General features: G+C 72.9%; 22 protein-coding genes. 5 read left to right on the top strand and 17 right to left on the bottom strand.

What is annotated here, in order from left to right:
• Positions 1 to 56 precede the first annotated feature (56 nt).
• Both ACZ7LK_RS22385 and ACZ7LK_RS22380 read left to right on the top strand, forming a co-directional pair.
• Entirely contained in the window at positions 57 to 854 is a 798-nt protein-coding gene (locus ACZ7LK_RS22385) for a hypothetical protein (RefSeq protein ID WP_469463873.1), read from the top strand.
• 116 nt (positions 855 to 970) lie between these two features.
• Positions 971 to 1,255 (top strand): hypothetical protein, encoded by a 285-nt coding sequence (locus ACZ7LK_RS22380; protein WP_392275729.1) that lies wholly within the window; start codon positions 971 to 973, stop codon positions 1,253 to 1,255.
• 108 nt (positions 1,256 to 1,363) lie between these two features.
• Here the strand turns inward: ACZ7LK_RS22380 and der are convergent, their stop codons facing one another.
• The 5 genes from der to aroH form a co-directional block, all read right to left on the bottom strand.
• Positions 1,364 to 2,812, bottom strand: coding sequence for a ribosome biogenesis GTPase Der (gene der / locus ACZ7LK_RS22375; protein WP_392275728.1), 1,449 nt, complete (start codon positions 2,810 to 2,812; stop codon positions 1,364 to 1,366).
• A 69-nt stretch (positions 2,813 to 2,881) separates the two neighbouring features.
• Entirely contained in the window at positions 2,882 to 3,565 is a 684-nt protein-coding gene (locus ACZ7LK_RS22370) for a lysophospholipid acyltransferase family protein (RefSeq protein ID WP_392275727.1), read from the bottom strand.
• Positions 3,523 to 4,185, bottom strand: a complete 663-nt coding sequence (gene cmk, locus ACZ7LK_RS22365; RefSeq protein WP_392276050.1) for a (d)CMP kinase — start codon at positions 4,183 to 4,185, stop codon at positions 3,523 to 3,525. The genes ACZ7LK_RS22370 and cmk overlap by 43 nt, the downstream gene beginning before the upstream one ends.
• Positions 4,186 to 4,358: 173 nt before the next feature.
• Positions 4,359 to 5,444 carry a prephenate dehydrogenase gene (locus tag ACZ7LK_RS22360; RefSeq protein ID WP_392275726.1) on the bottom strand — a complete coding sequence of 362 codons (1,086 nt, stop codon included), beginning with the start codon at positions 5,442 to 5,444 and terminating at the stop codon, positions 4,359 to 4,361.
• A complete protein-coding gene (gene aroH / locus ACZ7LK_RS22355; RefSeq protein ID WP_392275725.1) occupies positions 5,441 to 5,803 on the bottom strand; it encodes a chorismate mutase in 363 nt (120 codons plus the stop codon). The genes ACZ7LK_RS22360 and aroH overlap by 4 nt, the downstream gene beginning before the upstream one ends.
• Before the next feature lie 310 nt (positions 5,804 to 6,113).
• Here aroH and ACZ7LK_RS22350 point away from each other — a divergent pair, with 310 nt between their 5' ends.
• The 3 genes from ACZ7LK_RS22350 to ACZ7LK_RS22340 are packed head-to-tail and all read left to right on the top strand — an operon-like array spanning position 6,114 to position 7,735.
• Positions 6,114 to 6,446, top strand: coding sequence for a DUF952 domain-containing protein (locus ACZ7LK_RS22350; protein ID WP_469463872.1), 333 nt, complete (start codon positions 6,114 to 6,116; stop codon positions 6,444 to 6,446).
• 52 nt (positions 6,447 to 6,498) lie between these two features.
• Entirely contained in the window at positions 6,499 to 6,969 is a 471-nt protein-coding gene (locus tag ACZ7LK_RS22345; protein ID WP_471142898.1) for a Rieske (2Fe-2S) protein, read from the top strand.
• 10 nt (positions 6,970 to 6,979) lie between these two features.
• Positions 6,980 to 7,735 carry a nucleotidyltransferase domain-containing protein gene (locus ACZ7LK_RS22340; protein ID WP_471142895.1) on the top strand — a complete coding sequence of 252 codons (756 nt, stop codon included), beginning with the start codon at positions 6,980 to 6,982 and terminating at the stop codon, positions 7,733 to 7,735.
• On the opposite strand, the gene ACZ7LK_RS22335 is transcribed toward ACZ7LK_RS22340, so the two are convergent.
• From ACZ7LK_RS22335 to ACZ7LK_RS22280, 12 genes are all read right to left on the bottom strand, one after another.
• On the bottom strand, positions 7,652 to 8,422 hold the full coding sequence (locus ACZ7LK_RS22335) for a nucleotidyltransferase domain-containing protein (protein WP_392275721.1): 771 nt from the start codon (positions 8,420 to 8,422) through the stop codon (positions 7,652 to 7,654). The genes ACZ7LK_RS22340 and ACZ7LK_RS22335 overlap by 84 nt on opposite strands.
• Positions 8,423 to 8,425: 3 nt before the next feature.
• Complete coding sequence (locus tag ACZ7LK_RS22330; RefSeq protein WP_392275720.1) at positions 8,426 to 9,448, bottom strand: ADP-ribosylglycohydrolase family protein; 1,023 nt, start codon at positions 9,446 to 9,448, stop codon at positions 8,426 to 8,428.
• Complete coding sequence (locus ACZ7LK_RS22325) at positions 9,445 to 10,179, bottom strand: NUDIX hydrolase (protein WP_392275719.1); 735 nt, start codon at positions 10,177 to 10,179, stop codon at positions 9,445 to 9,447. The genes ACZ7LK_RS22330 and ACZ7LK_RS22325 overlap by 4 nt, the downstream gene beginning before the upstream one ends.
• A 245-nt stretch (positions 10,180 to 10,424) precedes the next feature.
• Positions 10,425 to 11,543 (bottom strand): pseudouridine synthase, encoded by a 1,119-nt coding sequence (locus ACZ7LK_RS22320; protein WP_392275718.1) that lies wholly within the window; start codon positions 11,541 to 11,543, stop codon positions 10,425 to 10,427.
• Positions 11,543 to 12,124 (bottom strand): SMC-Scp complex subunit ScpB, encoded by a 582-nt coding sequence (gene scpB, locus ACZ7LK_RS22315; protein ID WP_392275717.1) that lies wholly within the window; start codon positions 12,122 to 12,124, stop codon positions 11,543 to 11,545. The genes ACZ7LK_RS22320 and scpB overlap by 1 nt, the downstream gene beginning before the upstream one ends.
• Positions 12,124 to 13,131, bottom strand: a complete 1,008-nt coding sequence (locus ACZ7LK_RS22310) for a segregation and condensation protein A (RefSeq protein WP_471142889.1) — start codon at positions 13,129 to 13,131, stop codon at positions 12,124 to 12,126. The genes scpB and ACZ7LK_RS22310 overlap by 1 nt, the downstream gene beginning before the upstream one ends.
• Positions 13,132 to 13,180: 49 nt before the next feature.
• A complete protein-coding gene (locus tag ACZ7LK_RS22305; protein WP_392276049.1) occupies positions 13,181 to 13,705 on the bottom strand; it encodes a hypothetical protein in 525 nt (174 codons plus the stop codon).
• Complete coding sequence (locus ACZ7LK_RS22300) at positions 13,702 to 14,727, bottom strand: ParA family protein (RefSeq protein ID WP_244376298.1); 1,026 nt, start codon at positions 14,725 to 14,727, stop codon at positions 13,702 to 13,704. Before ACZ7LK_RS22300 ends, ACZ7LK_RS22305 begins: the two co-directional genes overlap by 4 nt.
• Positions 14,728 to 15,205: 478 nt before the next feature.
• Positions 15,206 to 16,321: an alanine dehydrogenase gene (ald, locus tag ACZ7LK_RS22295; RefSeq protein WP_392276048.1), complete on the bottom strand. Its 1,116-nt coding sequence runs from the start codon at positions 16,319 to 16,321 to the stop codon at positions 15,206 to 15,208.
• 142 nt (positions 16,322 to 16,463) lie between these two features.
• Entirely contained in the window at positions 16,464 to 18,509 is a 2,046-nt protein-coding gene (locus ACZ7LK_RS22290; protein WP_392275715.1) for an AAA family ATPase, read from the bottom strand.
• Positions 18,510 to 18,798: 289 nt separating this feature from the next.
• Positions 18,799 to 19,425, bottom strand: a complete 627-nt coding sequence (locus ACZ7LK_RS22285) for an NUDIX domain-containing protein (RefSeq protein WP_392275714.1) — start codon at positions 19,423 to 19,425, stop codon at positions 18,799 to 18,801.
• 93 nt (positions 19,426 to 19,518) lie between these two features.
• On the bottom strand, positions 19,519 to 20,748 hold a 1,230-nt coding region (locus tag ACZ7LK_RS22280; protein WP_471142885.1), incomplete at its 5' end, for a CTP synthase.

Below are 20,748 nucleotides of genomic sequence, written 5' to 3'. Positions count from 1 at the left end.
ATGAGACGAGCCGGGAACCGCCCGGCATCGCACGCAACGAGTCCGAGGAGCCACCCGTGCCCCGCATGCTCGACGTCAGCGAGGACGTACGCGCCGAGATCGGCGACGAAGAGGCCGACCGGCTGCTCGCCGGCGAGAACGCCCCGGGCAGCTACGACTGCACCTCCTGCCGTACCCCGGGCGACTCCGAGCAGGAGCGCACCAGCACCGTCCTGTTCGTGGGCGAGGAGACCGCCGTCCTCGCGTTCGCCCACGCCACCTGCATCCCCTCCCAGGTCGTGAAGGTCGCCGAGGAGCAGCTCCAGGGCGCCGTCCGGTCGATCACCGGCGTGGAGGCGCAGGCGGCGGCCCCGGCGGCCGCCGCTCCCGCCCCCACCGGCGACCAGGCCGTCCTCGGCGTCACCAGCGGTCTCGTGCTGATCGACAACGAACTGCACCCGGCCCTCGTCGTCGAGCCGACCGCCCCCATCGCCCGGCCGGGTTCGGGCGGCAGCACCGACGAGTTCCTGCCCCTGCTGATCGAGCAGGGCTTCCTGCCGGTCGCGAACGTCAACCAGAAGCCGAGCCCGATCGCCGGCTGGTCGGTGCTCCTGGCGATGGGCCAGCTCCACGCCATCCTCCAGCCCGGCACGGGCGGTGGCAGCCCGGTCGCCTGGTGGCAGGCCCACCAGCCGCTCCAGGTCACCGAGGGCTGGCGCGCCGCCGCCAACAAGTCGCACACGGTGCTGGTCTTCGCCGCCCCGGTCGGCTCCATCGGCCAGCAGCCCCGCGAGGACCTGCTGCGTGACGCGCTGGAGAAGGCGGCGGCGAACGGCCGGCTGGTCGCGGCGTCGATGCCGCTGGCCGGCACCTGATGCGCACCGGGGCGACGGAAGGACGGGCGGGGCCGCATCCGAAGCGCGGCGAGGTCGTTGGCTCATACGTGCACGCATACGAGCCTTCCCGCCAGCCGTACCAGCAGATTCCCGCGATGCGTTCCACGCAGGACGGACTGTCCGCCCCGTCGGCCACGCCGATCTACGACGCGCTGTACTCCGAGTACCTGAGGTCGTTCAGGACGCTGCCCGGCGACCGCAGTGGCGAGGAGGACCTGGACTTCAAGGCGTTCGGGTCGTTCGCGTCGGGCGGCGGCGGGGCGTACCAGACGCAGCACGGCTACACGACCGGGTGGCAGCCGGTCCAGTCGATGCGCCGGGCCGCCGGTCACCACCATGTGCCGGCGGCCCTGCCGCCGGCGCCCCGCCGGGGGCTGTGACCGACGACCGGCGGGGGCCGGGAACGGGGACCGCGGGGGCCGTGACCGATGACGGCGGGGCCGGAGCGAATCGTTCGCTCCGGCCCCGCCGTCATGTGTCCGTGCCCGTCACTTCTTGCGGCCGCGCTTCTCGCGCACCCGTACCGAGATGTGGATCGGGGTGCCCTCGAAGCCGAACTCCTCGCGCAGTCGGCGCTCGACGAACCGCCGGTAGCCGTGCTCCAGGAAGCCCGAGGCGAACAGCACGAACCGCGGTGGCTTGGTGCCCGCCTGCGTACCGAACAGGATGCGGGGCTGCTTGCCGCCCCGGATGGGGTGCGGGTGGGCCGCGACCAGCTCGCCGAGGAAGGCGTTCAGCCGCCCGGTGGGGACGCGGGTCTCCCAGCCGGCCAGTGCCGTCTCGATCGCGGGGACGAGCCGGTCCATGTGGCGGCCGGTGAGGGCGGAAACGTTGACGCGCGGGGCCCAGGCCACCTGCTGCATCTCGGTCTCGATCTCGCGCTCCAGGTAGTAGCGGCGCTCCTCGTCGAGCTCGTCCCACTTGTTGTAGGCGATGACGAGGGCGCGACCCGCCTCGACGGCCATGGTGATGATCCGCTGGTCCTGGACGGAGATGGAGTCCGTCGTGTCGATCAGGACGACGGCCACCTCCGCCTTCTCGACGGCGGCGGCGGTGCGCAGCGAGGCGTAGTAGTCCGCGCCCTCCTGGAGGTGCACCTTCTTGCGGATGCCGGCGGTGTCGACGAACTTCCAGGTGGTCCCGCCGAGCTCGATGAGCTCGTCGACCGGGTCGCGGGTGGTACCGGCCATCTCGTTGACGACCACGCGCTCCTCCCCGGCGATCTTGTTGAGCAGGGACGACTTGCCGACGTTCGGGCGTCCGATGAGCGCGATGCGGCGCGGGCCGCCGACGGCGGTGCCGAAGGACTGCTCGGGGGCCTCGGGAAGGGCCTTGAGGACCTCGTCGAGGAGGTCGCCGGTGCCGCGGCCGTGCAGGGCCGAGACGGGGAACGGCTCGCCCAGGCCAAGGGACCAGAGCATGGAGGCGTCGGCCTCGCCGGACGGGCCGTCGACCTTGTTGGCGGCGAGGACCACGGGCTTGCCGGCCCGGCGGAGCAGCTTGACGACGGCCTCGTCGGTGTCGGTGGCGCCGACGGTGGCGTCCACGACGAAGACGACCGCGTCGGCGGCCTCGATGGCGTACTCGGCCTGGGCGGCGACGGAGGCGTCGATGCCGAGGACGTCCTGCTCCCAGCCGCCGGTGTCGACGACCTTGAAGCGGCGGCCCGCCCATTCGGCCTCGTAGGTGACGCGGTCGCGGGTGACGCCGGGCTTGTCCTCGACGACGGCCTCGCGGCGCCCGATGATGCGGTTCACCAGGGTCGACTTGCCGACATTCGGCCGGCCGACGACGGCGAGGACCGGCAGCGGGCCGTGCCCGGCCTCCTCGATCGCGCCTTCGACCTCCTCGATGTCGAAGCCCTCTTCGGCGGCGAGCTCCATGAACTCCGTGTACTCGGTGTCGCCGAGTGCCCCGTGGTCGTGCTGGTCGTTCATGAAGTCCGTTCCTCGTTCATCATCGTCATCGGCGGGTCGAGTGATCCGCTACTCAAGAGTCAGTCTCGCTCAGCGCCCGGTGAGGCGCCTGGCGTTTCCCAGGTGGGCGGTGAGCCGTTCCTGGATGCGTACGGTGGCGTCGTCCAGCGCCTTGCGGGTGCGGCGGCCGGAGCCGTCCCCCGCCTGGAAGGCGTCGCCGAAGACGACGTCCACGCCGCTGCGCAGCGGGGGCAGCGCCTTTATCAACCGTCCGCGGCGGTCGGTGCTTCCCAGGACGGCGACCGGGACGATCGGGGCGCCGCTGCGCAGGGCGAAGTAGGCGAGGCCGGCGCGGAGGGAGGCGAAGTCGCCCCCGCCGCGGGTGCCCTCCGGGAAGATGCCGAGGACACCACCGCCGGCGAGGACGTCCAGGGCGCCGGTGATGGCGGTGCGGTCGGGTGCGCCGCGGTCCACCTTGAGCTGGCCGATGCCCTCCAGGAACGGCCCGAGAGGCCCCTTGAAGGCCTCCTTCTTGATCAGGAAGTGCACCGGCCGGGGCGCGGTGCCCATGAGCATGGGGCCGTCGAGGTTGTGGGCGTGGTTGACGGCGAAGATCACCGGTCCGGTGGCCGGGACGCGCCAGGCGCCCAGGACGCGCGGCTTCCACAGCCCGTACATCAGCCCGATGCCGATGCCCCGGCCGACCGCGGCGCCCTTGGGGGTGGGTGGGGTCACGCGGCGGCCCGCTTCTCCTCGACGAGGGTGACGACGCACTCGATGACCTGCTGGAGGGTGAGGTCGGTGGTGTCGACCTCGACGGCGTCGTCCGCCTTGGCGAGCGGGGACGTCTTGCGGCTGGAGTCGGCCGCGTCCCGCTTGACGAGCGCCTCGCGGGTGGAGTGGATGTCGGCGCCCTTGAGCTCGCCGGAGCGGCGGGCGGCGCGGGCCTCGGGGGACGCGGTGAGGAAGATCTTGAGGTCGGCGTCGGGGAGGACGGTGGTGCCGATGTCCCGCCCCTCGACGACGATGCCCTGCCCGGCGCTCGCGGCGATGGACCGCTGGAGCTCGGTGATCAGCGCACGCACCTCCGGGACGGCGCTGACGGCGCTGACCTTGGAGGTGACCTCCTGGGTGCGGATGGGGCCGGAGGCGTCCACCCCGTCGACGGTGATCGTCGGGTGGGACGGGTCGGTCCCGGAGACGATGGTGGGCTTCCCGGCGGCCGAGGCCACGGCGTCGGCGTCGTCGACGTCCACCCCGTTGGTGATCATCCACCAGGTGATCGCCCGGTACTGGGCGCCGGTGTCCAGGTAGCTGAGCCCCAGCTTGGCGGCGACCGCCTTGGAGGTGCTCGACTTGCCCGTGCCGGAGGGCCCGTCGATGGCGACGATCACGGATTCCACGGTGTCGGACACCTTCCTGGTACGCGGGAGGGGGCCGGCCGGATGCCGAGGGGCCCCGCACCAGGTTACCGACTGCCGCCGCCACCCCTTGCACCCGTTCGTGCGACCCCCTCCCCACCGGGTCCGTACCGGCCCCCGTCCGCCGGGCCGGGCCGGGCCGGCGGCTACTGCCGCAGTGCCCAGCCGCGCTCCCGGAGGGCCGCGGCGAGCACCGGGGCGGAGGCGGGTTCCACCATGAGCTGGATGAGGCCGGCCTGCTGGCCCGTGGCGTGCTCGATGCGGACGTCCTCGATGTTGACGCCCGCCCGGCCCGCGTCCGCGAAGATGCGGGCGAGCTCGCCGGGCTGGTCGCTGAGGAGGACGGCGACGGTCTCGTAGGCGACCGGGCCGCCACCGTGCTTGCCGGGGACCCGGGCGCGGCCGGCGTTGCCGCGGCGCAGCACGTCCTCGACGCCGGTGGCGCCGTCGCGGCGCTCGCCCTCGTCGGCGGACTGGAGGGACCGCAGGGCGCGGACGGTCTCGTCGAGGTCGGCGGCCACGCCGGCGAGGACGTCGGCGACCGGGCCGGGGTTCGCCGACAGGATCTCGACCCACATGCGCGGGTCGGAGGCGGCGATGCGGGTCACGTCGCGGATGCCCTGGCCACAGAGCCGTACGGCCGCCTCGTCCGCGTCCGCGAGCCGGGCGGCGACCATCGACGACACGAGCTGCGGGGTGTGGGAGACCAGGGCGACGGCCCGGTCGTGGGCGTCCGCGTCCATGACGACGGGGACCGCCCGGCACAGGGCGACCAGCTCCAGGGCGAGGTTCAGGACCTCGGTGTCGGTGTCCCGGGTCGGGGTGAGCACCCAGGGGCGGCCCTCGAAGAGGTCGGCGGTCGCGGCGAGCGGGCCGGAGCGCTCCTTGCCGGACATGGGGTGCGTGCCGATGTACGCGGAGAGGTCGAGGCCCATGGCCTCCAGCTCCCGCTTGGGCCCGCCTTTGACGCTGGCCACGTCCAGGTAGCCGCGGGCGATACCGCCGCGCATGGCGTCGGCCAGGGTGGCGGCGACGTACGCGGGCGGTACGGCGACCAGAGCGAGGTCGACGGGGCCCTCGGGCGGCTCCTCGGTGCCGGCGCCGCGGGCGGCGGCGGTACGGGCGCGCGAGGGGTCGTGGTCGACGAGGTGGACGCGGATGCCGCGCCCGGCCAGCGCGAGGGCCGCGGAGGTGCCGATCAGCCCGGTTCCGATGACGACGGCGGTTCTCACTGGGCGATGTCCTTGCGGAGGGCGGCCGCGGCGCCGAGGTAGACGTGCGCGACGGCGGACTTGGGCAGGTCGGTCTCGACGTGGGCGAGCAGGCGCACCACGCGGGGCATCGCGCCGGCGATGTCCAGTTCCTGGGCGCAGATCAGCGGTACGTCCACGATGCCGAGCTCGCGGGCCGCCACGGCGGGGAAGTCGCTGTGCAGGTCGGGGGTGGCGGTGAACCAGATGCTGATCAGGTCGTCGGGGACGAGGCCGTTGCGGTCCATCACGGCGGTGAGCAGCTCGCCGACCTGGTCCCGCATGTGTCCGGCGTCGTCCCGCTCGAGTTGGACGGCCCCTCGGACCGCTCGTACCGCCACGTCCCGCTCCTTCACCCTGTGCCGCGTGCGCGTCTGCCGGCGTTCAGCCTAGGGGGTGTCTCGCCGATCATGCCGGGCTCACGACGCCCGGCACCGCACCTCGCCGCGTTGTCGTCGGTCGCCGACTCCCCCAAGGTCTCGGCTTCGCTCGACCAGGGGAGACCCCCACCGCGTCGACTCCCTCCTCCGCCTTGCGATGCACGGCGCCGGCCGCCGCTCGCTGATCCGGCCTGATCGACAAGACACCCCCTGGTCAGCCCGGGCGTGGGTGCCCGATCCGTCCGGCATGCAGACGGGGGAGACTGTGCGCATGCTGCTCCACATCGCACCGGCCGCCGAGTGGGCCGATCCGGAGATCCCCTACCGCCCGGCCTCCCTGGCCTCCGAGGGGTTCGTGCACTGCTCGCCCGACGAGGAAACGGCGCTGGCCGTCGCCGAGGCCCACTACCGGGAGGTGCCGGGGCCGCTGCTGCTGGTGGACCTCGACGAGACGCTGCTCACGGCGGAGGTCCGCTGGGAGGCCGCGGAGGGCCGGCTCTTCCCGCACGTGTACGGTCCGCTCGACCGCGCCGCCGTCACCGGCGTGCGGGAGGTGCGCCGTGATGCGGCCGGCCGCGTCACGGGGCTCGCCCCCTGGGGGTAACCGGCAGCGCGGTGGCTTCGCGCCGGGGGCGTGCGGCGTCAGGATGCCGCGCATGAACGCAGCCCCCACCCCTCGCCGTGCCGTCCTCGCGACCGCCGCCTCCGCCACCGCCGCCCTGGTCGCGGGGTGCGGTGACGGCGGCGGCGACGCCCCGGCGGCCACCGTGAGCCCGGCACCGACCGCACCGGGGACTCCCCCGGACCCGACGGACTCCGCCTCCGCCTCGGCGCCCGGGGCCGGCGAGCTGGCCAGGACGGCGGACATCCCCTCCGGCGGCGGCCTGATCCTCAAGGAGCGGAAGGTCGTGGTCACCCAGCCCGAGGAGGGCGAGTTCAAGGCGTTCTCCGCGGTCTGCACCCACCAGGGCTGCATCGTCGCCACGGTGGACAACGGCACCATCAACTGCGCCTGCCACGGCAGCCGGTTCCGCATCACGGACGGCTCCGTCGCGCGCGGCCCGGCGACCCGGCCGCTGCCCGGGGAGCAGATCACCGTGACGGGGGACGGCATCCGCCTGGCGTAGGGTCTGGCGCATGCCGACCCCCGACGAACTGGTGCGCGACCACACGATCTACTCCTGTGTCATGGGGTCGCGCGCCTTCGGGCTGGCCACGGCGGACAGCGACATCGACCGCCGGGGTGTGTTCCTGGCCCCCACCGCCCTCCAGTGGCGTTTCGACAAGCCCCCCACCCATGTGGAGGGCCCGGCGGACGAGCAGTTCAGCTGGGAGCTGGAGCGCTTCTGCGAGCTGGCGCTGACCGCCAACCCGAACGTCCTGGAGTGCCTGCACTCCCCGCTCGTCGAGCGGCTCGACGACACCGGCCGGGAACTGCTGGCGCTGCGCGGCGCGTTCCTGTCCCGCCAGGCCCACCGGACCTTCGTCCGGTACGCGGCGGGCCAGCGCAAGAAGCTCGAGGCGGACGTCCGCCGGTACGGCGCGCCGCGCTGGAAGCACGCCATGCACCTGCTGCGCCTGCTGGCGAGCTGCCGCGACCTGTTGCGCACCGGTGAGCTGGTGCTGGACGTGGGCGACGACCGCGAGCGGCTGCTGGCGGTCAAGCGGGGCGAGGTGTCGTGGCGGGAGGTCGAGACACGGATGGCCCGCCTGGCCACGGAGGCCGACGAGGCGCTCCCCGGCTCGCCGCTCCCGCCCGAACCCGACCGGCGGAGCGTGGAGGACTTCCTGTTCCGTACGCGCCGGGCGTCAGCGCTGCGGTCGGTCCAGTCGGGTCCGGACGACGAAGTCGTGCAGGGCGTCGTGGGCGGCCGGGGCGGGCGCGTCGGGTAGGGCGGAGGCCGCCTGCGCCTCGTCCAGGACGGTGTGCAGCGCCTCCACGTCGGCCCGCAGCCGCTCGGTGTCCACGCCGGTGGCCGCCCCGTGCTCGGCGTCGGCCTTGGCCGCGATGAGCTCGGCCACGTACTCCGGCGCCGGCACCGCGCCGATGAGGGTCGGCAGGTGGGCCACCACCTCGCCCGTCCGCATCAGGTGGATGCCGGTGAGCAGCACCCGGAAGGTGTAGAGCAGGGGCTTGAGCTCCCCGTTCTTCTCGAACAGCCGCCACTGGGTGGCGGCGAAGCCGCGGTAGTGGTGGGCGTGGTGGGTGGTGAGCACGGCCGGGGCGAGGGCGGTCAGTTCGGCGTGGGCGTCGGTGGTGTGGGCGACCAGCGGGGACAGGAGCTGTTCCAGGACGTAGCCGTTGCGCCGCAGCATCAGCCGTACGAACTTCCGCAGGTCGTGGGTGACCAGGTCCATCTCGACGCCGTCCCGCTCCCAGGCGCGGGAGCGGGTCTCCTCGGGCTCGCGCAGCCCGATCAGCGTGTCCACCGGCAGCAGGTGCACACCGCGTACGTCCACGTCCGAGTCGCGGGAGGGGAAGCCGTACAGGTGGGCGCCGGAGACGGTGGCGAACAGCAGGGGATCGGGCTGCTCGGCGACGACGGAGGCCAGGTCGGGGAGGGCGAGGAGTTCGGTCATGGGCTAAGCGTCCCAGAGCGCCCCCAGCGTCAGCAGCTCGCTGCCGTACTCGATCCGGTCCGCCCACGGCCGGGGCCACGCCCCCGCGCCCAGGTGGGCCCCGGCGAAGGCGCCGGCGAGGCAGGCGATGGAGTCGGAGTCGCCCTTGGTGCAGGCCGCCCGGCGGATGGCGGTGACGGGCTCCTCGGGGAAGAGCAGGAAGCAGAGCAGCGCGGCGGTCAGCGCCTCCTCGGCGATCCAGCCCTCGCCCGTCACCAGGCACGGGTCGGTCTCCGGGTCGGCCGTGCGCAGCGCCGCGTCGAGCGCGGTCAGGGCGTCCGCGCACTCGTCCCAGCCGCGCTCGATGAACGCGTGCGGCGTCGCGTCGTGGGAGTGGGTCCACAGGTCGCCCAGCCACTGCTGGTGGTAGCGGGAGCGGTTCTCGTACGCGTACGAACGCAGTTGCCCGACCAGTCCGAGCGGCTCGGCGCCCCGCGACAGCAGGTACACGGCCTGGGCGGTGAGGTCGGAGGCGGCCAGGGCGGTGGGGTGGCCGTGGGTGAGGGCGGCCTGGAGCTGGGCGGCGCCGGCGCGCTGTTCCTGGCTGAGTCCGGGGACGAGCCCGATCGGCGCGACCCGCATGTTGGCGCCGCAGCCCTTGGAGCCGATCTGGCTGGCCTCCTGCCAGGGCCGGTCGCCGTCGAGCTTCTCGCAGGCGACCAGGCAGGTGCGGCCGGGTGCCCGGTTGTTCTCCGGCGAGTGGTACCAGGCCACGAACTCCTCGCGCAGCGGTCGGGTGAGCCACTGCGGGGCGAGTGCGCCGCGGGCCAGGGCCGTGCGTACGGCGCGGGCGACCGCGAGGGTCATCTGGGTGTCGTCCGTGACGAGCGCGGGCTTCGGCAGGGCCATCTCCCGCCAGGGGCCGCACTTGGCGAGGATGGACGGTACGTCGTTGAACTCGGTCGGGAAGCCCAGCGCGTCGCCGAGCGCGAGCCCGACGAGCGAGCCGGTGGCCGCCTGCTTGGTGAGGGTCCTGGCGGTGATCATGCCTGCCGTCCTTCCGGTCGCAGCAGTGGCGGGTGCAGGGCCGTGGCCTGGCCCGCCCGGTAGAGAGCGGCCGGTTTCCCCCGTCCGCCGGTGAGGCGCGGCGGTCCTTCCACGGCCTGGACGAAGCCGGGTGTGGTGAGGACCTTGCGCCGGAAGTTGGGGCGGTCGAGTTCGACGCCCCACACCGTCTCGTACACCTGCCGCAGCTCGCCGAGGGTGAACTCGGGCGGGCAGAAAGCGGTGGCGAGGCAGGTGTACTCGAGCTTGGCGCCGACCCGTTCGTGCGCGTCGGCGAGGATCGTGTCGTGGTCGAAGGCCAGGGGCCCGTACGAGCCGTAGGGCAGCCACTGGGCGTGCGCGGCGTCCCCGCCGCCGCGCGGCTCGGGCAGGTCCGGCCCGAGGGCCGTGTACGCCACCGAGACGACCCGCATGCGGGGGTCCCGGTCGGGGTCGCTGTAGGTGCGGAGCTGTTCCAGGTGGAGGCGGGCGACGGTGGCGTCGGACAGCCCGGTCTCCTCGGCGAGCTCGCGGCGGGCGGCCTGCCCGGCGGACTCGCGGGGCAGGACGAAGCCGCCGGGGAGGGCCCAGCAGCCCTGGTACGGCTCCTGTCCCCGCCGGACGAGCAGCACGTGCAGCCGCTCCTCGCGGACGGTGAAGACGGCGAGGTCGACGGTGACGGCGAAGGGCTCGAAGGCGTACGGGTCGTACCCGGCGGGGCGTTGTGCCGTCATGCGTGCCGTCCCGCCGCGCCGGTCCCCACCGCTCCCGCCGCGCGGGCTCCGGAGCCTGGTCCACCCCCGTGGGTCCAGGTCCGCCGGCCGGGCGCGGCGGGAGTGGTGGAGACGGTCCTGTGGGCGATCCGCACGCCGCACCCCCTTTAGAGTCATCATGACTATAAAGGTGGCCGAGGGTGCCCGACAAGACGGAAGCCCGTGGCCTTTCCGCAGGCCACGGGCTTTCGTACGGGTATGTGCTGTTACAGACCGACTTCCTTCATCAGCATGCCGACCTCCGTGTTCGTCAGGCGGCGCAGCCAGCCCGACTTCTGGTCGCCGAGCTGGATGGGACCGAACGCCGTCCGGACGAGCTTCTCGACCGGGAAGCCCGCCTCGGCGAGCATGCGGCGCACGATGTGCTTGCGGCCCTCGTGGAGCTGCACCTCGACCAGGTAGTTCTTGCCGGTCTGCTCGACCACCCGGAAGTGGTCGGCGCGGGCGTAGCCGTCCTCGAGCTGGATGCCGTCCTTGAGCCGCTTGCCGACCTCGCGCGGGAGCGGGCCGGTGATGGCGGCCAGGTAGGTCTTCTTCACCCCGTACTTGGGGTGGGTCAGACGGTGGGCCAGCTCACCGTGGTTGGTGAGCAGGATGATGCCCTCGGTCTCGGTGTCCAGCCGGCCGACGTGGAAGAGCCGCGTCTCACGGTTGGTGACGTAGTCCCCGAGGCACTGCCGGCCGTCGGGGTCCTCCATCGTCGAGACGACACCGGCCGGCTTGTTGAGGGCGAAGAACAGGTACGACTGGGTCGCCACGGTCAGGCCGTCGACCTTGATCTCGTCCTTCTCCGGGTCGACCCGCGTGCCCTGCTCGATGACGATCTTGCCGTTGACCTCGACCCGGCCGGCGTCGATCATCTCCTCGCAGGCCCGCCGTGAGCCCATGCCGGCCCTGGCCAGCACCTTCTGGAGGCGCTCGCCCTCCTGGTCGCCGAACGTCTTGGGCGTCTTGATCTCGGGCTTGTTCGCGTACCGCTCGCGGTTGCGCTCCTCGATCCGGGCGTCGAGCTCACGCGGACGCGCCGGGGTCGTGCGGCCGCCGCCGCGCTGGGGGGACTGGCGGGGGCCGCCCTTGGCGCCGCCACGGGCCGCCGCGCCCCGCCCGCGCTTGGGACCGCCTTCGGCGGGGCCGCCGCCCACGTCGTAGGTCCGCTCCTCGGGGCGGGGGCGGCGCGGGTTGCTCCCGCTCTGCCCGCGGTCGTCGCGGCTGTTACCGGCACCCCGGTAATTGCCGCGGCCGCCGCTGCTGCCGCGGCCGCCGCTGTTGCCACCACGGCTCCCGCCGTTGTTTCCGCTGCTGTTCCTGCCGCTGCTGCTTCGCATCAAAGTTCCGTCTTGTCGTCGTCTGGATCGAACGACGGGACCCCTTCCCGGCTCTCGGCCTCGACCGCGTCCGCCTCGGGGAGGAAGGGCGCGAGTTCGGGGAGCTCGTCCAGGCCGCGAAGGCCCATCCGCTCCAGGAAGTAGTTCGTCGTCCTGTACAGGATCGCACCTGTTTCGGGTTCCGCGCCCGCCTCCGCCAGCAGACCCCTCTGGAGCAGGGTCCTCATCACCCCGTCGCAGTTCACCCCGCGCACCGCCGAGACCCTCGACCGGCTGACCGGCTGGCGGTACGCGACGACCGCCAGGGTCTCCAGCGCGGCCTGGGTGAGCCGGGCCTGCTGCCCGTCGAGGACGAAGGCCTCGACCGCCTCCGCGTACGCGGCCCGGGTGGAGAAGCGCCAGCCGCCGGCCACCAGCCGCAGCTCGAAGCCCCGGCGCTGGGCGTCGTACTCGTCGGCCAGCTCGCGCAGCGCGTCGGCGACCTCTCTGCGCGGGCGGTCCAGCACCTTGGCCAGGTGCTCCTCGGTGGCCGGCTCGTCGACGACCATGAGGACGGCCTCCAGGGCCGGCTTCAGCTCCATCACTCCTCCTCCTGGTCGAACTCGTCGGTCACGGCGACGCCCTCCGCCCCGGTCCACCTCACCGTGAGCTCGGCCAGCGCCTCCTCCTGTTCGAGGGCGACGGCCCTCTCCCGGTACAGCTCCAGCAGGGCCAGGAACCTGGCCACGACCGTGAGGGTGTCGGGGGCGTCCTCGGCGAGCTCCCGGAAGGTCGCCTCGCCGCGCTCACGCAGCCGGGCCACCACCACCCCGGCCTGCTCGCGGACGCTCACCAGCGGGGCGTGGATGTGCTCGACGTACACCTGCGGCTTCGCCTTGGGCTGCATCGCCTTGACGGCCAGCTTGGCGAACCCCTCGAGGCCGATGCTGATGACGACGTCGGGCAGCAGCTCCGCGTGGTGCGGCTCCAGGCCCACCGTACGCGGGTGGCGCCGCCCCTCGCTCTCCAGCCGTTCGCCGAAGATCTCCGCGACCCGCTTGTACGCGCGGTACTGCAACAGCCGCGCGAACAGCAGGTCCCGTGCCTCCAGCAGCGCGAGGTCCGCCTCGTCCTCCACCTCGGCGGCGGGCAGCAGCCGGGCGGCCTTCAGGTCGAGCAGCGTGGCCGCCACGACCAGGAACTCGGTCGTCTGGTCGAGGTCCCAGTCCGGCCCCATGGCCCTGATGTGGGCCATGAACTCGTCGGTGACCTTGGAGAGGGCGACCTCGGTGACGTCCAGCTTGTGCTTGGAGATGAGCTGCAACAGCAGGTCGAACGGTCCCTCGAAGTTCGCCAGCCGTACCGTGAACCGCCCCTCACCCCCCACCGCGGCCCCGTCCGGCGCGGGGGCGCCTCCGGGGATCTCGTCCGCCGGGGGCGCCGGGGCCTCGGGGGCACTGTCCGGCTCCGGGACGGGCGCCGGGGCCTCGGGGGCACCCTGCGGGGCGTCGTGAGGCTCCGGCGGGGCGTCGTGAGGCTCCGGCGGCGCGGCCCCCGGGCCGCGGCCCAGGGCGCGGCGGCGGGGGGCGGGAGCGTCGGTCGGGGGCATCCTGGTCCTGGGGCGGAGCGGCAACGGGCGGGGCCCGCGCAGGCTACCGTCAGCGCCCGCGCAGGCGCCGCACGAGGATGCTCGCGTCGCCCCGCGACTCCAGGTCCGCCAGCACCACGGCGACCGCCTCGCGGACGATGCGCCCGCGGTCCACGGCCAGACCGTGCTCGCCGCGCAGGACCAGGCGAGCGTGCTCCAGGTCCATGAGCTCCTCGGCGGAGACGTACACCGTGATCTTCTCGTCGTGCCGTTCGCGCCCGCTGGGGCGCCGGTTCGCCGCGCGCCCGCGGCGCCGGGCGGCCGCGGCCGCCTTGGCGGGGGCGGGGGACGCGGCGGGTTCCTCCGCCGCGCGGCTGCGGGGCTCCGCCGCGTCCGCCTCGGCGGCCGAGTGCTCCTCGGGGGCCGGGCCGGAGCCCGCGGGGGCGGCGGGAACCGCGGCGGAACCGGCCGCCGGGTCGCTCTCGCCCGCCGGCGCGGGCACCCGCGGCTCGCCGTTCTGGCGGCGCGGGGTGGAGGACTGCAGCGCCATGCCCCCGGTCGTACGGAACAGCTCGTCGGCACCGGGCAGACTCACTCGGCGTGACACCGGGCGAGCACCTCCCTGGCGAGCTGGCGGTAGGCGGCCGCACCGACCGAGTTCGAGGCGTACGTGGTGATCGGCTCACCGGCGACCGTGGTCTCCGGGAAGCGCACGGTCCGGCCGATCACCGTGTGGTACACGTGGTCGTCGAAGGCCTCGACGACACGGGCGAGGACCTCACGGCTGTGCACCGTGCGCGAGTCGTACATCGTGGCGAGGATGCCGTCGAGCTCCAGCTCCGGGTTGAGCCGCTCCTGGACCTTCTCGATGGTCTCGGTCAGCAGCGCGACGCCACGCAGGGCGAAGAACTCGCACTCCAGCGGCACTATCACCTTGTGAGCCGCCGTCAGCGCGTTCACGGTCAGCAGACCGAGCGAGGGCTGACAGTCGATCACGATGTAGTCGTAGTCCTGGAGCAGCGGCTTGAGCGCCCGCTGGAGGGTGGACTCGCGCGCGACCTCGCTCACCAACTGCACTTCGGCGGCTGACAAATCGATATTGCTGGGCAGCAGGTCCATGTTGGGCACGGCGGTCTTCAGCAGGACCTCGTCCGCCGACATGCCCCGCTCCATGAGCAGGTTGTAGACCGTGAGGTCGAGCTCCATCGGGTTCACGCCGAGGCCGACCGACAGGGCTCCCTGCGGGTCGAAGTCGACGAGCAGGACGCGCCGTCCGTACTCCGCGAGCGCGGCGCCCAGGTTGATGGTCGACGTCGTCTTGCCCACGCCGCCCTTCTGGTTGCACATCGCGATGATCTTCGCGGGGCCGTGGTCGGTCAGCGGTCCCGGGATCGGGAAGTACGGCAGGGGCCGTCCGGTGGGGCCGATCCGCTCGCGGCGCTGGCGGGCGGCGTCGGGCGCGAGGGTGGCCGCGTACTCCGGGTCGGGCTCGTACTCGGCGTCAGGGTCGTAGAAGTGCCCCTCGGGGACTTCGTCGTAGGCGGCGAAGTGGGTGGACTCTCGGCCACTCTCGTTGCCGGCCATGGCGTTCACGTGTTGGCCGTCCATCATCTTCATCGTGTGGGCTGTCGTCCTGTGCTGCTGGCCGGCCGCGAAGGTTCGGACAGCGACCGAGCCGGCGTCGCCGACCGTTCCTGGCTGACCACCCCCAGGAGTAAATGTCGACTCATTCACAAGTCGTCTTACCTCCTCGGAAGTGACCAGGGGACTTATCGATAGGTCAGCGTGGCACCATGCCGACGGTTTGCGACTCTATGGCGTGTCACCGCTCCGCAGCAACACAATCGCCCGGACGCGGGCCGATGTGTCGGCAAAGAAACAGACCCATGTCAAGGGCGCACGGCCATCCATCGACACGTTTCCTGGGTGTGCGAAACGGTTAAAGGGTTACGTTCGAGACGACTTGAGCAACGGCCGGGGACGTCCGGACACACGTCCGGCCGGACCTCGTCGCGCAAGGTCCGGCCGGATGTGTGAGGTTGACGGCACCCGTTGACGGTCGAGCGGTGCGCCGGCCGTCGGGTCGGTCGCCGGGTCAGCCGATGAGCGAGCTCAGCTCGACGTGCTCCAGGCCGTGGGCCTCGGCGACCTCCTTGTAGACGACCTTGCCGTCATGGGTGTTGAGGCCCTTGGCGAGCGCGGCGTCGCGGCGGAGCGCCTCGGCCCAGCCGTTGTTGGCCAGCGACACGATGTAGGGCAGCGTGGCGTTGGTCAGCGCGTAGGTGGAGGTGTTGGGCACCGCGCCGGGCATGTTGGCGACGCAGTAGAAGACCGACTCGTGGACGTTGAACGTCGGCTCGGCGTGCGTGGTGGGACGGGAGTCCTCGAAGCAGCCGCCCTGGTCGATCGCGATGTCGACAAGGACACTTCCGGGCTTCATCCGGGAGACGAGCTCGTTGGTGACCAGCTTCGGGGCCTTGGCGCCCGGGATCAGGACGGCGCCGATGACGAGGTCGGCCTCCAGGACGGCCTTCTCCAGCTCGAAGGAGTTGGACATGACGGCCTTGACCTTCGTACCGAAGATCTTGTCGGCCTCGCGGAGCTTGTTGATGTCGCGGTCGAGCAGCGTCACCTCGAAGCCCATGCCGACGGCGATCTGGGTGGCGTTCCAGCCGGAGACACCGCCACCGATGACGACGGCCTTGGCCGGGATCACGCCCGGGACGCCGCCCGGCAGGACACCGCGGCCGCCGGCCGCGCGCATCAGGTGGTAGGCGCCGACCTGCGGGGCCAGCCGGCCCGCGACCTCGGACATCGGGGCGAGCAGCGGCAGGGCGCGGTTGGCGGTCTCGACCGTCTCGTACGCGATGGCCGTGGTACCCGACTCGATCAGGGCGTCCGTGCACTCGCGGGAGGCGGCGAGGTGCAGGTAGGTGAAGAGGGTCTGGTCCTTGCGGAGGCGGTGGTACTCCTCCGCGATCGGCTCCTTGACCTTGAGCAGGAGGTCCGCCGTGGCCCACACCTCGTCGGCGGTCGGCAGGATCTGCGCGCCCGCGGCGACGTACTCGTCGTCCGTGATCGAGGAGCCGACACCGGCGTTCTGCTCGACGAAGACCTGGTGCCCGTTGCGCACGAGCTCGTGCACACCGGCGGGGGTGATGGCCACCCGGAACTCGTTGTTCTTGACCTCGCGGGGGATGCCGACCTTCACGTCGATCACGGTCCTTGGCTTTGGGGGTACGGGGGCAATGCAATACATACCCGGATGCACGGGACGCACCGGGATACACCGCGGTCAATCGCGGCTCACCCAGTCTATTGAAGGGTCCACCGTTGTCTAGCCTTGCAAAGCATTAATCTTCGGCGGAAGCACTGCGGATTTCGTAGGCGGAGTGATCGGTTCCCAGCAGGCGATCAGCCGCGGCCCGATGCAGCCGCGCCGCGGCGGGATCGCCGAGCCGGTCCAGCGTGTCCGCCAGCCGTAGCTGGAGGGCCGCGAGAAGCCGCACATCGTCGGCCCGGCGGGCCCACTCGACGGCCTCCTCGCAGGTGCGCAGGCACTCCTGCGGCCGGCCCGCGTACTCCTGGACGCGGGCCGCCTCGCTCAACGCGCGCGCGTGGCCCGCGAGATCGCCGAGCCGGCGATACCCGGCCGCGGCGGCCCGCCAGTTCCTGAGCGCCTCGCCGTACCGGCCCTCGTAGGTGTGGACGGCACCGAGCCGGCCGTAGAGCCGCGCCTGGTCGGCCCGCTCGTCGCGGGCCAGACGCTGCGACAGGGCCCGCCCGTACCAGTCGGCGGCCCGCTGCCAGTCCCCCAGCTCCTGGTGGGCGCCGCCTACGGATTCCATCGCGCGGCTGATCGCGTACGGGTCGTTCGCCAGCCGTCCGGCGTCCAGCGCGGCCCGGTAGCGGACCAGGGCGTCGCCGGTACGGCCGGTCCTGGCGTCCAGGTCGGCGAGGTTCAGCAGGGCGGCGGCCCGCTCGCGGTGCAGCCCGCGCCGCTCGGCGACGTCCAGCACGAGCTGGTGCAGCCCGTACAGCTCGGGCGCGGCCTCCTCGGTGCCCCGGTGGGCGGCGAGCGCCCGGACGAGGGCGGCGACCAGCCGCCGGGCGAGGGTGTCGAGTTCCCCGTCCGCGACGGCCACGCGGGCGGCGGCCAGCAGCGCGGGCTGCCGGGTGCGCAGCCACTCCGAGGCCGCCTCGGGCCCGGCGAAGCGCAGCGCCCTGGGCAGGCCGGCGAGCTTCCGCCGCGCGGCCGACCCCTCCGGCTCGGTGACCGCCCGGCAGGACTGGAGGAGCCGTACGGTCCGCTCCAGCATCCGGGCGCGGGCGAGCTGGACCTCGGCGGGCCGGTCCTCGGTCCGCAGCAGGTCCCGCAGCAGCGGCATCAGGCAGCCGGGCACCTCGTACTGCTCGTCGTCCGCCTCGTGCATCAGCCCGGCGGCGGCGAAGCCCTCCAGCAGGGACCGGGCGGCCGACACCGAGCAGCCGGCCAGAGCGGAGGCGGTGTGGGCGTCGGCGACGCCGACCGGGGCCAGGGCGAGCAGGCGCAGCATCCGGGCGGCGGGCACGGGCAGCGCCTCGTACGCCAGGCGGAAGGCACGGGCGAGCGGGCGGGCGGCGACGGGGCGGTCGGGGTCGTCCGGCAGGGCGCGCAGCCGCTTGGTGAGGTCGGCGACGGACGACATGGGGCGGGCGGCGAGCCAGCCGCCGGCCAGCATCAGGGCGGCGGGCTGGCCGCCGCACAGTTCGGTGAGCGTCTCGGCGGCCTGCGGATCGACGGTGATGCGCACCGAGCCGGTGAAGCCGTCGAGCAGTTCGATGGCGGACTTGGCGTCCAGTCCGCCGACCGTGCAGGGACGTACGTCCGGAATGCCGGTCAGGGGGCCCTGTGCGACGGCGACGACCAGGCACTCGGGATTGTCGGGGAGCAGCGCGTCGACCTGTTCGGCGCTCGCGGCGTCGTCCAGCAGGAGCAGGGCGCGGCGCCCGGTGAAGGCCTGCCGCAGGAGCTGGGTCAGTTCGTCCTCCCCCGCGCCCGGGGGCGCGGGCACCCGGAGCCGGTCGAGCAGCCCGCGGGCGATGCGCTCGACGGGCACCGGTTCGCCGCCGGGCTCGGTGAGCCGGGCCCGCAGCACGCCGTCGCGGTAACCGCGGGCGAGGTCGCCGGCCAGTTCCTCGGCGAGCGCGGTCCGCCCGCTGCCGGGCCGGCCGGCGATCAGCAGCACCCGCGCGCGCGGGGAGGGCCGCCCGGCGAGGGTGTCGAGCCCGGCACGGGCGATGTCGGCGCGCAGCTCCTTGAGCTCGCGCGCCCGTCCGAAGAACCGACGGCGCCCGGGCCGCGCACCGGACCGGTCCGCACCGCCCGCGCCGCCGAAGTCCACCGCCTGATCCGTCACGGGCCACGCTCCCGTCCGCCTGCGCACGTACTGATCCCGCCGGATCCCCAGGCGGGCGATCCGAGCGTAGTTCAGCCGCGGTGCCCCGACCGGCGGAGCACGGCGGACGAGTCCCTCAATCGGATCAGCAGATCGTCACACCACTGGGCCGTTCCTGACACCCCCGGGCGACCGTGCCTCCCCGGCCGCCCGGCCGGGGCCGGGCACCGCCGACAGCGGTCGGCACCGCGCCGGTACCGACCGGTGCCGGCCGGTACTGCGGTGGGGCGTGCCGGGGCCGCCGGTGGCTCTACGCCTCGAAGGGGCGGGCCGGCCAGGGCGCCTCCGCCGGGCGCAGCGCGTCCAGGCCGTCGCCCGCTCGGGCGGCGAGCACCGACAGGACTCCCACGACCAGGCAGTTGTTGTGCAGGTCGCCGGCCAGCACGCCCCGCGCCAGCTCGTCGAGCGGCACCCGGGCGAGCTCCATGTCGGCCTCCTCCTCGGCGACCTCGAAGCGTTCGCCGTCCGCCACCGACAGACCGCGCGCGAGGAAGATCCGTACGGCCTCGTCGCAGCCGCCCGGCGTGGTGTACACGTCCGTGAGGACGTTCCACCGCTCCGCCTTGACGTGCGCCTCCTCGTACAGCTCGCGCACCGCGGCGCTCAGCGGGTTCTCGCCGGGCACGTCCAGCAGGCCGGCCGGGATCTCCCAGAGCTTGTGCCGCACCGGGTGGCGGTACTGGCGCAGCACCAGGACGTTGTCCTCGTCGTCGAGGGCGAGGACCGCGACCGACCCGGGGTGGACCTGGTAGTCCCGGCCCACCACGGTTCCGTCCGGCATGACCACGTCGTCGGTGCGGACACTCGTCTTCTTGCCCTGGAACGGCACGGCGGTCGCGGTGACCCGCCACTCCTCGGGCGTGTCCTTGATGGTCATGAAAGACGTCCTCCCTCGTACGCGCACTGCACAGAAAACCGGGGCACAGGCCCTGATCAGGCCCGTACCCCGGTCAACCGTATCGCTAGCGTGTCACTTGCCCGTCTTGCGCTCCACGGCCGCCTTCACCAGTCCGGCGAAGAGGGGGTGGGGGCGGGTGGGGCGGGAGCGGAGTTCGGGGTGAGCCTGGGTGGCGACGAGGTAGGGGTGGACCTCGCGCGGGTACTCCACGTACTCGACGAGCTTGTTGTCCGGGGAGGTGCCGGAGAAGACCAGACCGGCCTTCTTCTCCAGCTCCGCGCGGTAGGCGTTGTTCACCTCGTAGCGGTGACGGTGGCGCTCCTCGACGTACGGCTCCTCGCCGTACACCTCCCGCACGATCGAGCCCTCGGCGAGCTTCGCCGGGTACAGACCCAGCCGCATCGTTCCGCCCAGGTCACCGGCGCCCTCCACATAGGCGAGCTGCTCCTCCATCGTGGAGATGACCGGGTGGGAGGTGGCCGGGTCGAACTCGGTGGAGTTGGCGTCCGCGATACCCGCCAGGTTCCGCGCCGCCTCCACCACGATGCACTGCAGACCCAGGCACAGACCCAGCAGCGGGATCCGGTTCTCCCGCGCGTACTGGATCGCGCCGACCTTGCCGTTGACACCCCGCTCACCGAAACCACCGGGGATCACGATCGCGTCGACGTCACCGAGCTGCTTGGCAGCCCCCGCCTGCGTCCGGCAGTCGTCGGAGGTCACCCACTTCACCGTCACGCGGGCCTTGTTGGCGAAGCCGCCGGCCCGCATGGCCTCGGTGACCGAGAGGTAGGCGTCGGGCAGGTCGATGTACTTGCCGACCAGCGCGACCGTCACCTCGTGGTCGGGATTGTGGACGCGGTCCAGGAGGTCCTCCCAGACGGTCCAGTCCACGTCGCGGAACGGCAGGTCCAGCTTGCGCACCACATACGCGTCCAGGCCCTCGGTGTGCAGCACCTTCGGAATGTCGTAGATCGACTTGGCGTCGATGGCGGCGACCACGGCGGCCTCGTCCACGTCGCACATCAGCGAGATCTTCCGCTTGATGGCGGTGGGGACGTCGCGGTCGGCGCGCAGCACGATCGCGTCGGGCTGGATACCGATGTTGCGCAGGGCGGCGACCGAGTGCTGGGTCGGCTTGGTCTTCAGCTCGCCCGACGGGCCGATGTAGGGCAGCAGGGAGATGTGGACGACGAAGACGTTGTCGCGGCCGACCTCGTGGCGGACCTGGCGGACGGTCTCCAGGAACGGCAGCGACTCGATGTCGCCCACCGTGCCACCCACCTCGGTGATCACGACGTC

Source organism: Streptomyces sp. NPDC039423 (assembly GCF_055598725.1).
This window is presented reverse-complemented; position numbering and strand designations above follow the sequence as displayed.

Bases quoted from the DNA above. Each gene is read 5' to 3' on its own strand.
- ACZ7LK_RS22380 (WP_392275729.1), top strand. From the start codon at position 971: ATGCGTTCCACGCAGGACGGACTGTCCGCCCCGTCGGCCACGCCGATC.
- ACZ7LK_RS22330 (WP_392275720.1), bottom strand. From the start codon at position 9,448: ATGATCACCGCCAGGACCCTCACCAAGCAGGCGGCCACCGGCTCGCTC.
- ACZ7LK_RS22285 (WP_392275714.1), bottom strand. From the start codon at position 19,425: ATGACCATCAAGGACACGCCCGAGGAGTGGCGGGTCACCGCGACCGCC.
- ACZ7LK_RS22340 (WP_471142895.1), top strand. From the start codon at position 6,980: ATGCCGACCCCCGACGAACTGGTGCGCGACCACACGATCTACTCCTGT.
- ACZ7LK_RS22350 (WP_469463872.1), top strand. From the start codon at position 6,114: ATGCTGCTCCACATCGCACCGGCCGCCGAGTGGGCCGATCCGGAGATC.
- ACZ7LK_RS22310 (WP_471142889.1), bottom strand. From the start codon at position 13,131: ATGCCCCCGACCGACGCTCCCGCCCCCCGCCGCCGCGCCCTGGGCCGC.
- ACZ7LK_RS22335 (WP_392275721.1), bottom strand. From the start codon at position 8,422: ATGACCGAACTCCTCGCCCTCCCCGACCTGGCCTCCGTCGTCGCCGAG.
- ACZ7LK_RS22320 (WP_392275718.1), bottom strand. From the start codon at position 11,543: ATGCGAAGCAGCAGCGGCAGGAACAGCAGCGGAAACAACGGCGGGAGC.
- ACZ7LK_RS22300 (WP_244376298.1), bottom strand. From the start codon at position 14,727: ATGAAGATGATGGACGGCCAACACGTGAACGCCATGGCCGGCAACGAG.
- ACZ7LK_RS22325 (WP_392275719.1), bottom strand. From the start codon at position 10,179: ATGACGGCACAACGCCCCGCCGGGTACGACCCGTACGCCTTCGAGCCC.
- der (WP_392275728.1), bottom strand. From the start codon at position 2,812: ATGAACGACCAGCACGACCACGGGGCACTCGGCGACACCGAGTACACG.
- scpB (WP_392275717.1), bottom strand. From the start codon at position 12,124: ATGGAGCTGAAGCCGGCCCTGGAGGCCGTCCTCATGGTCGTCGACGAG.
- ACZ7LK_RS22345 (WP_471142898.1), top strand. From the start codon at position 6,499: ATGAACGCAGCCCCCACCCCTCGCCGTGCCGTCCTCGCGACCGCCGCC.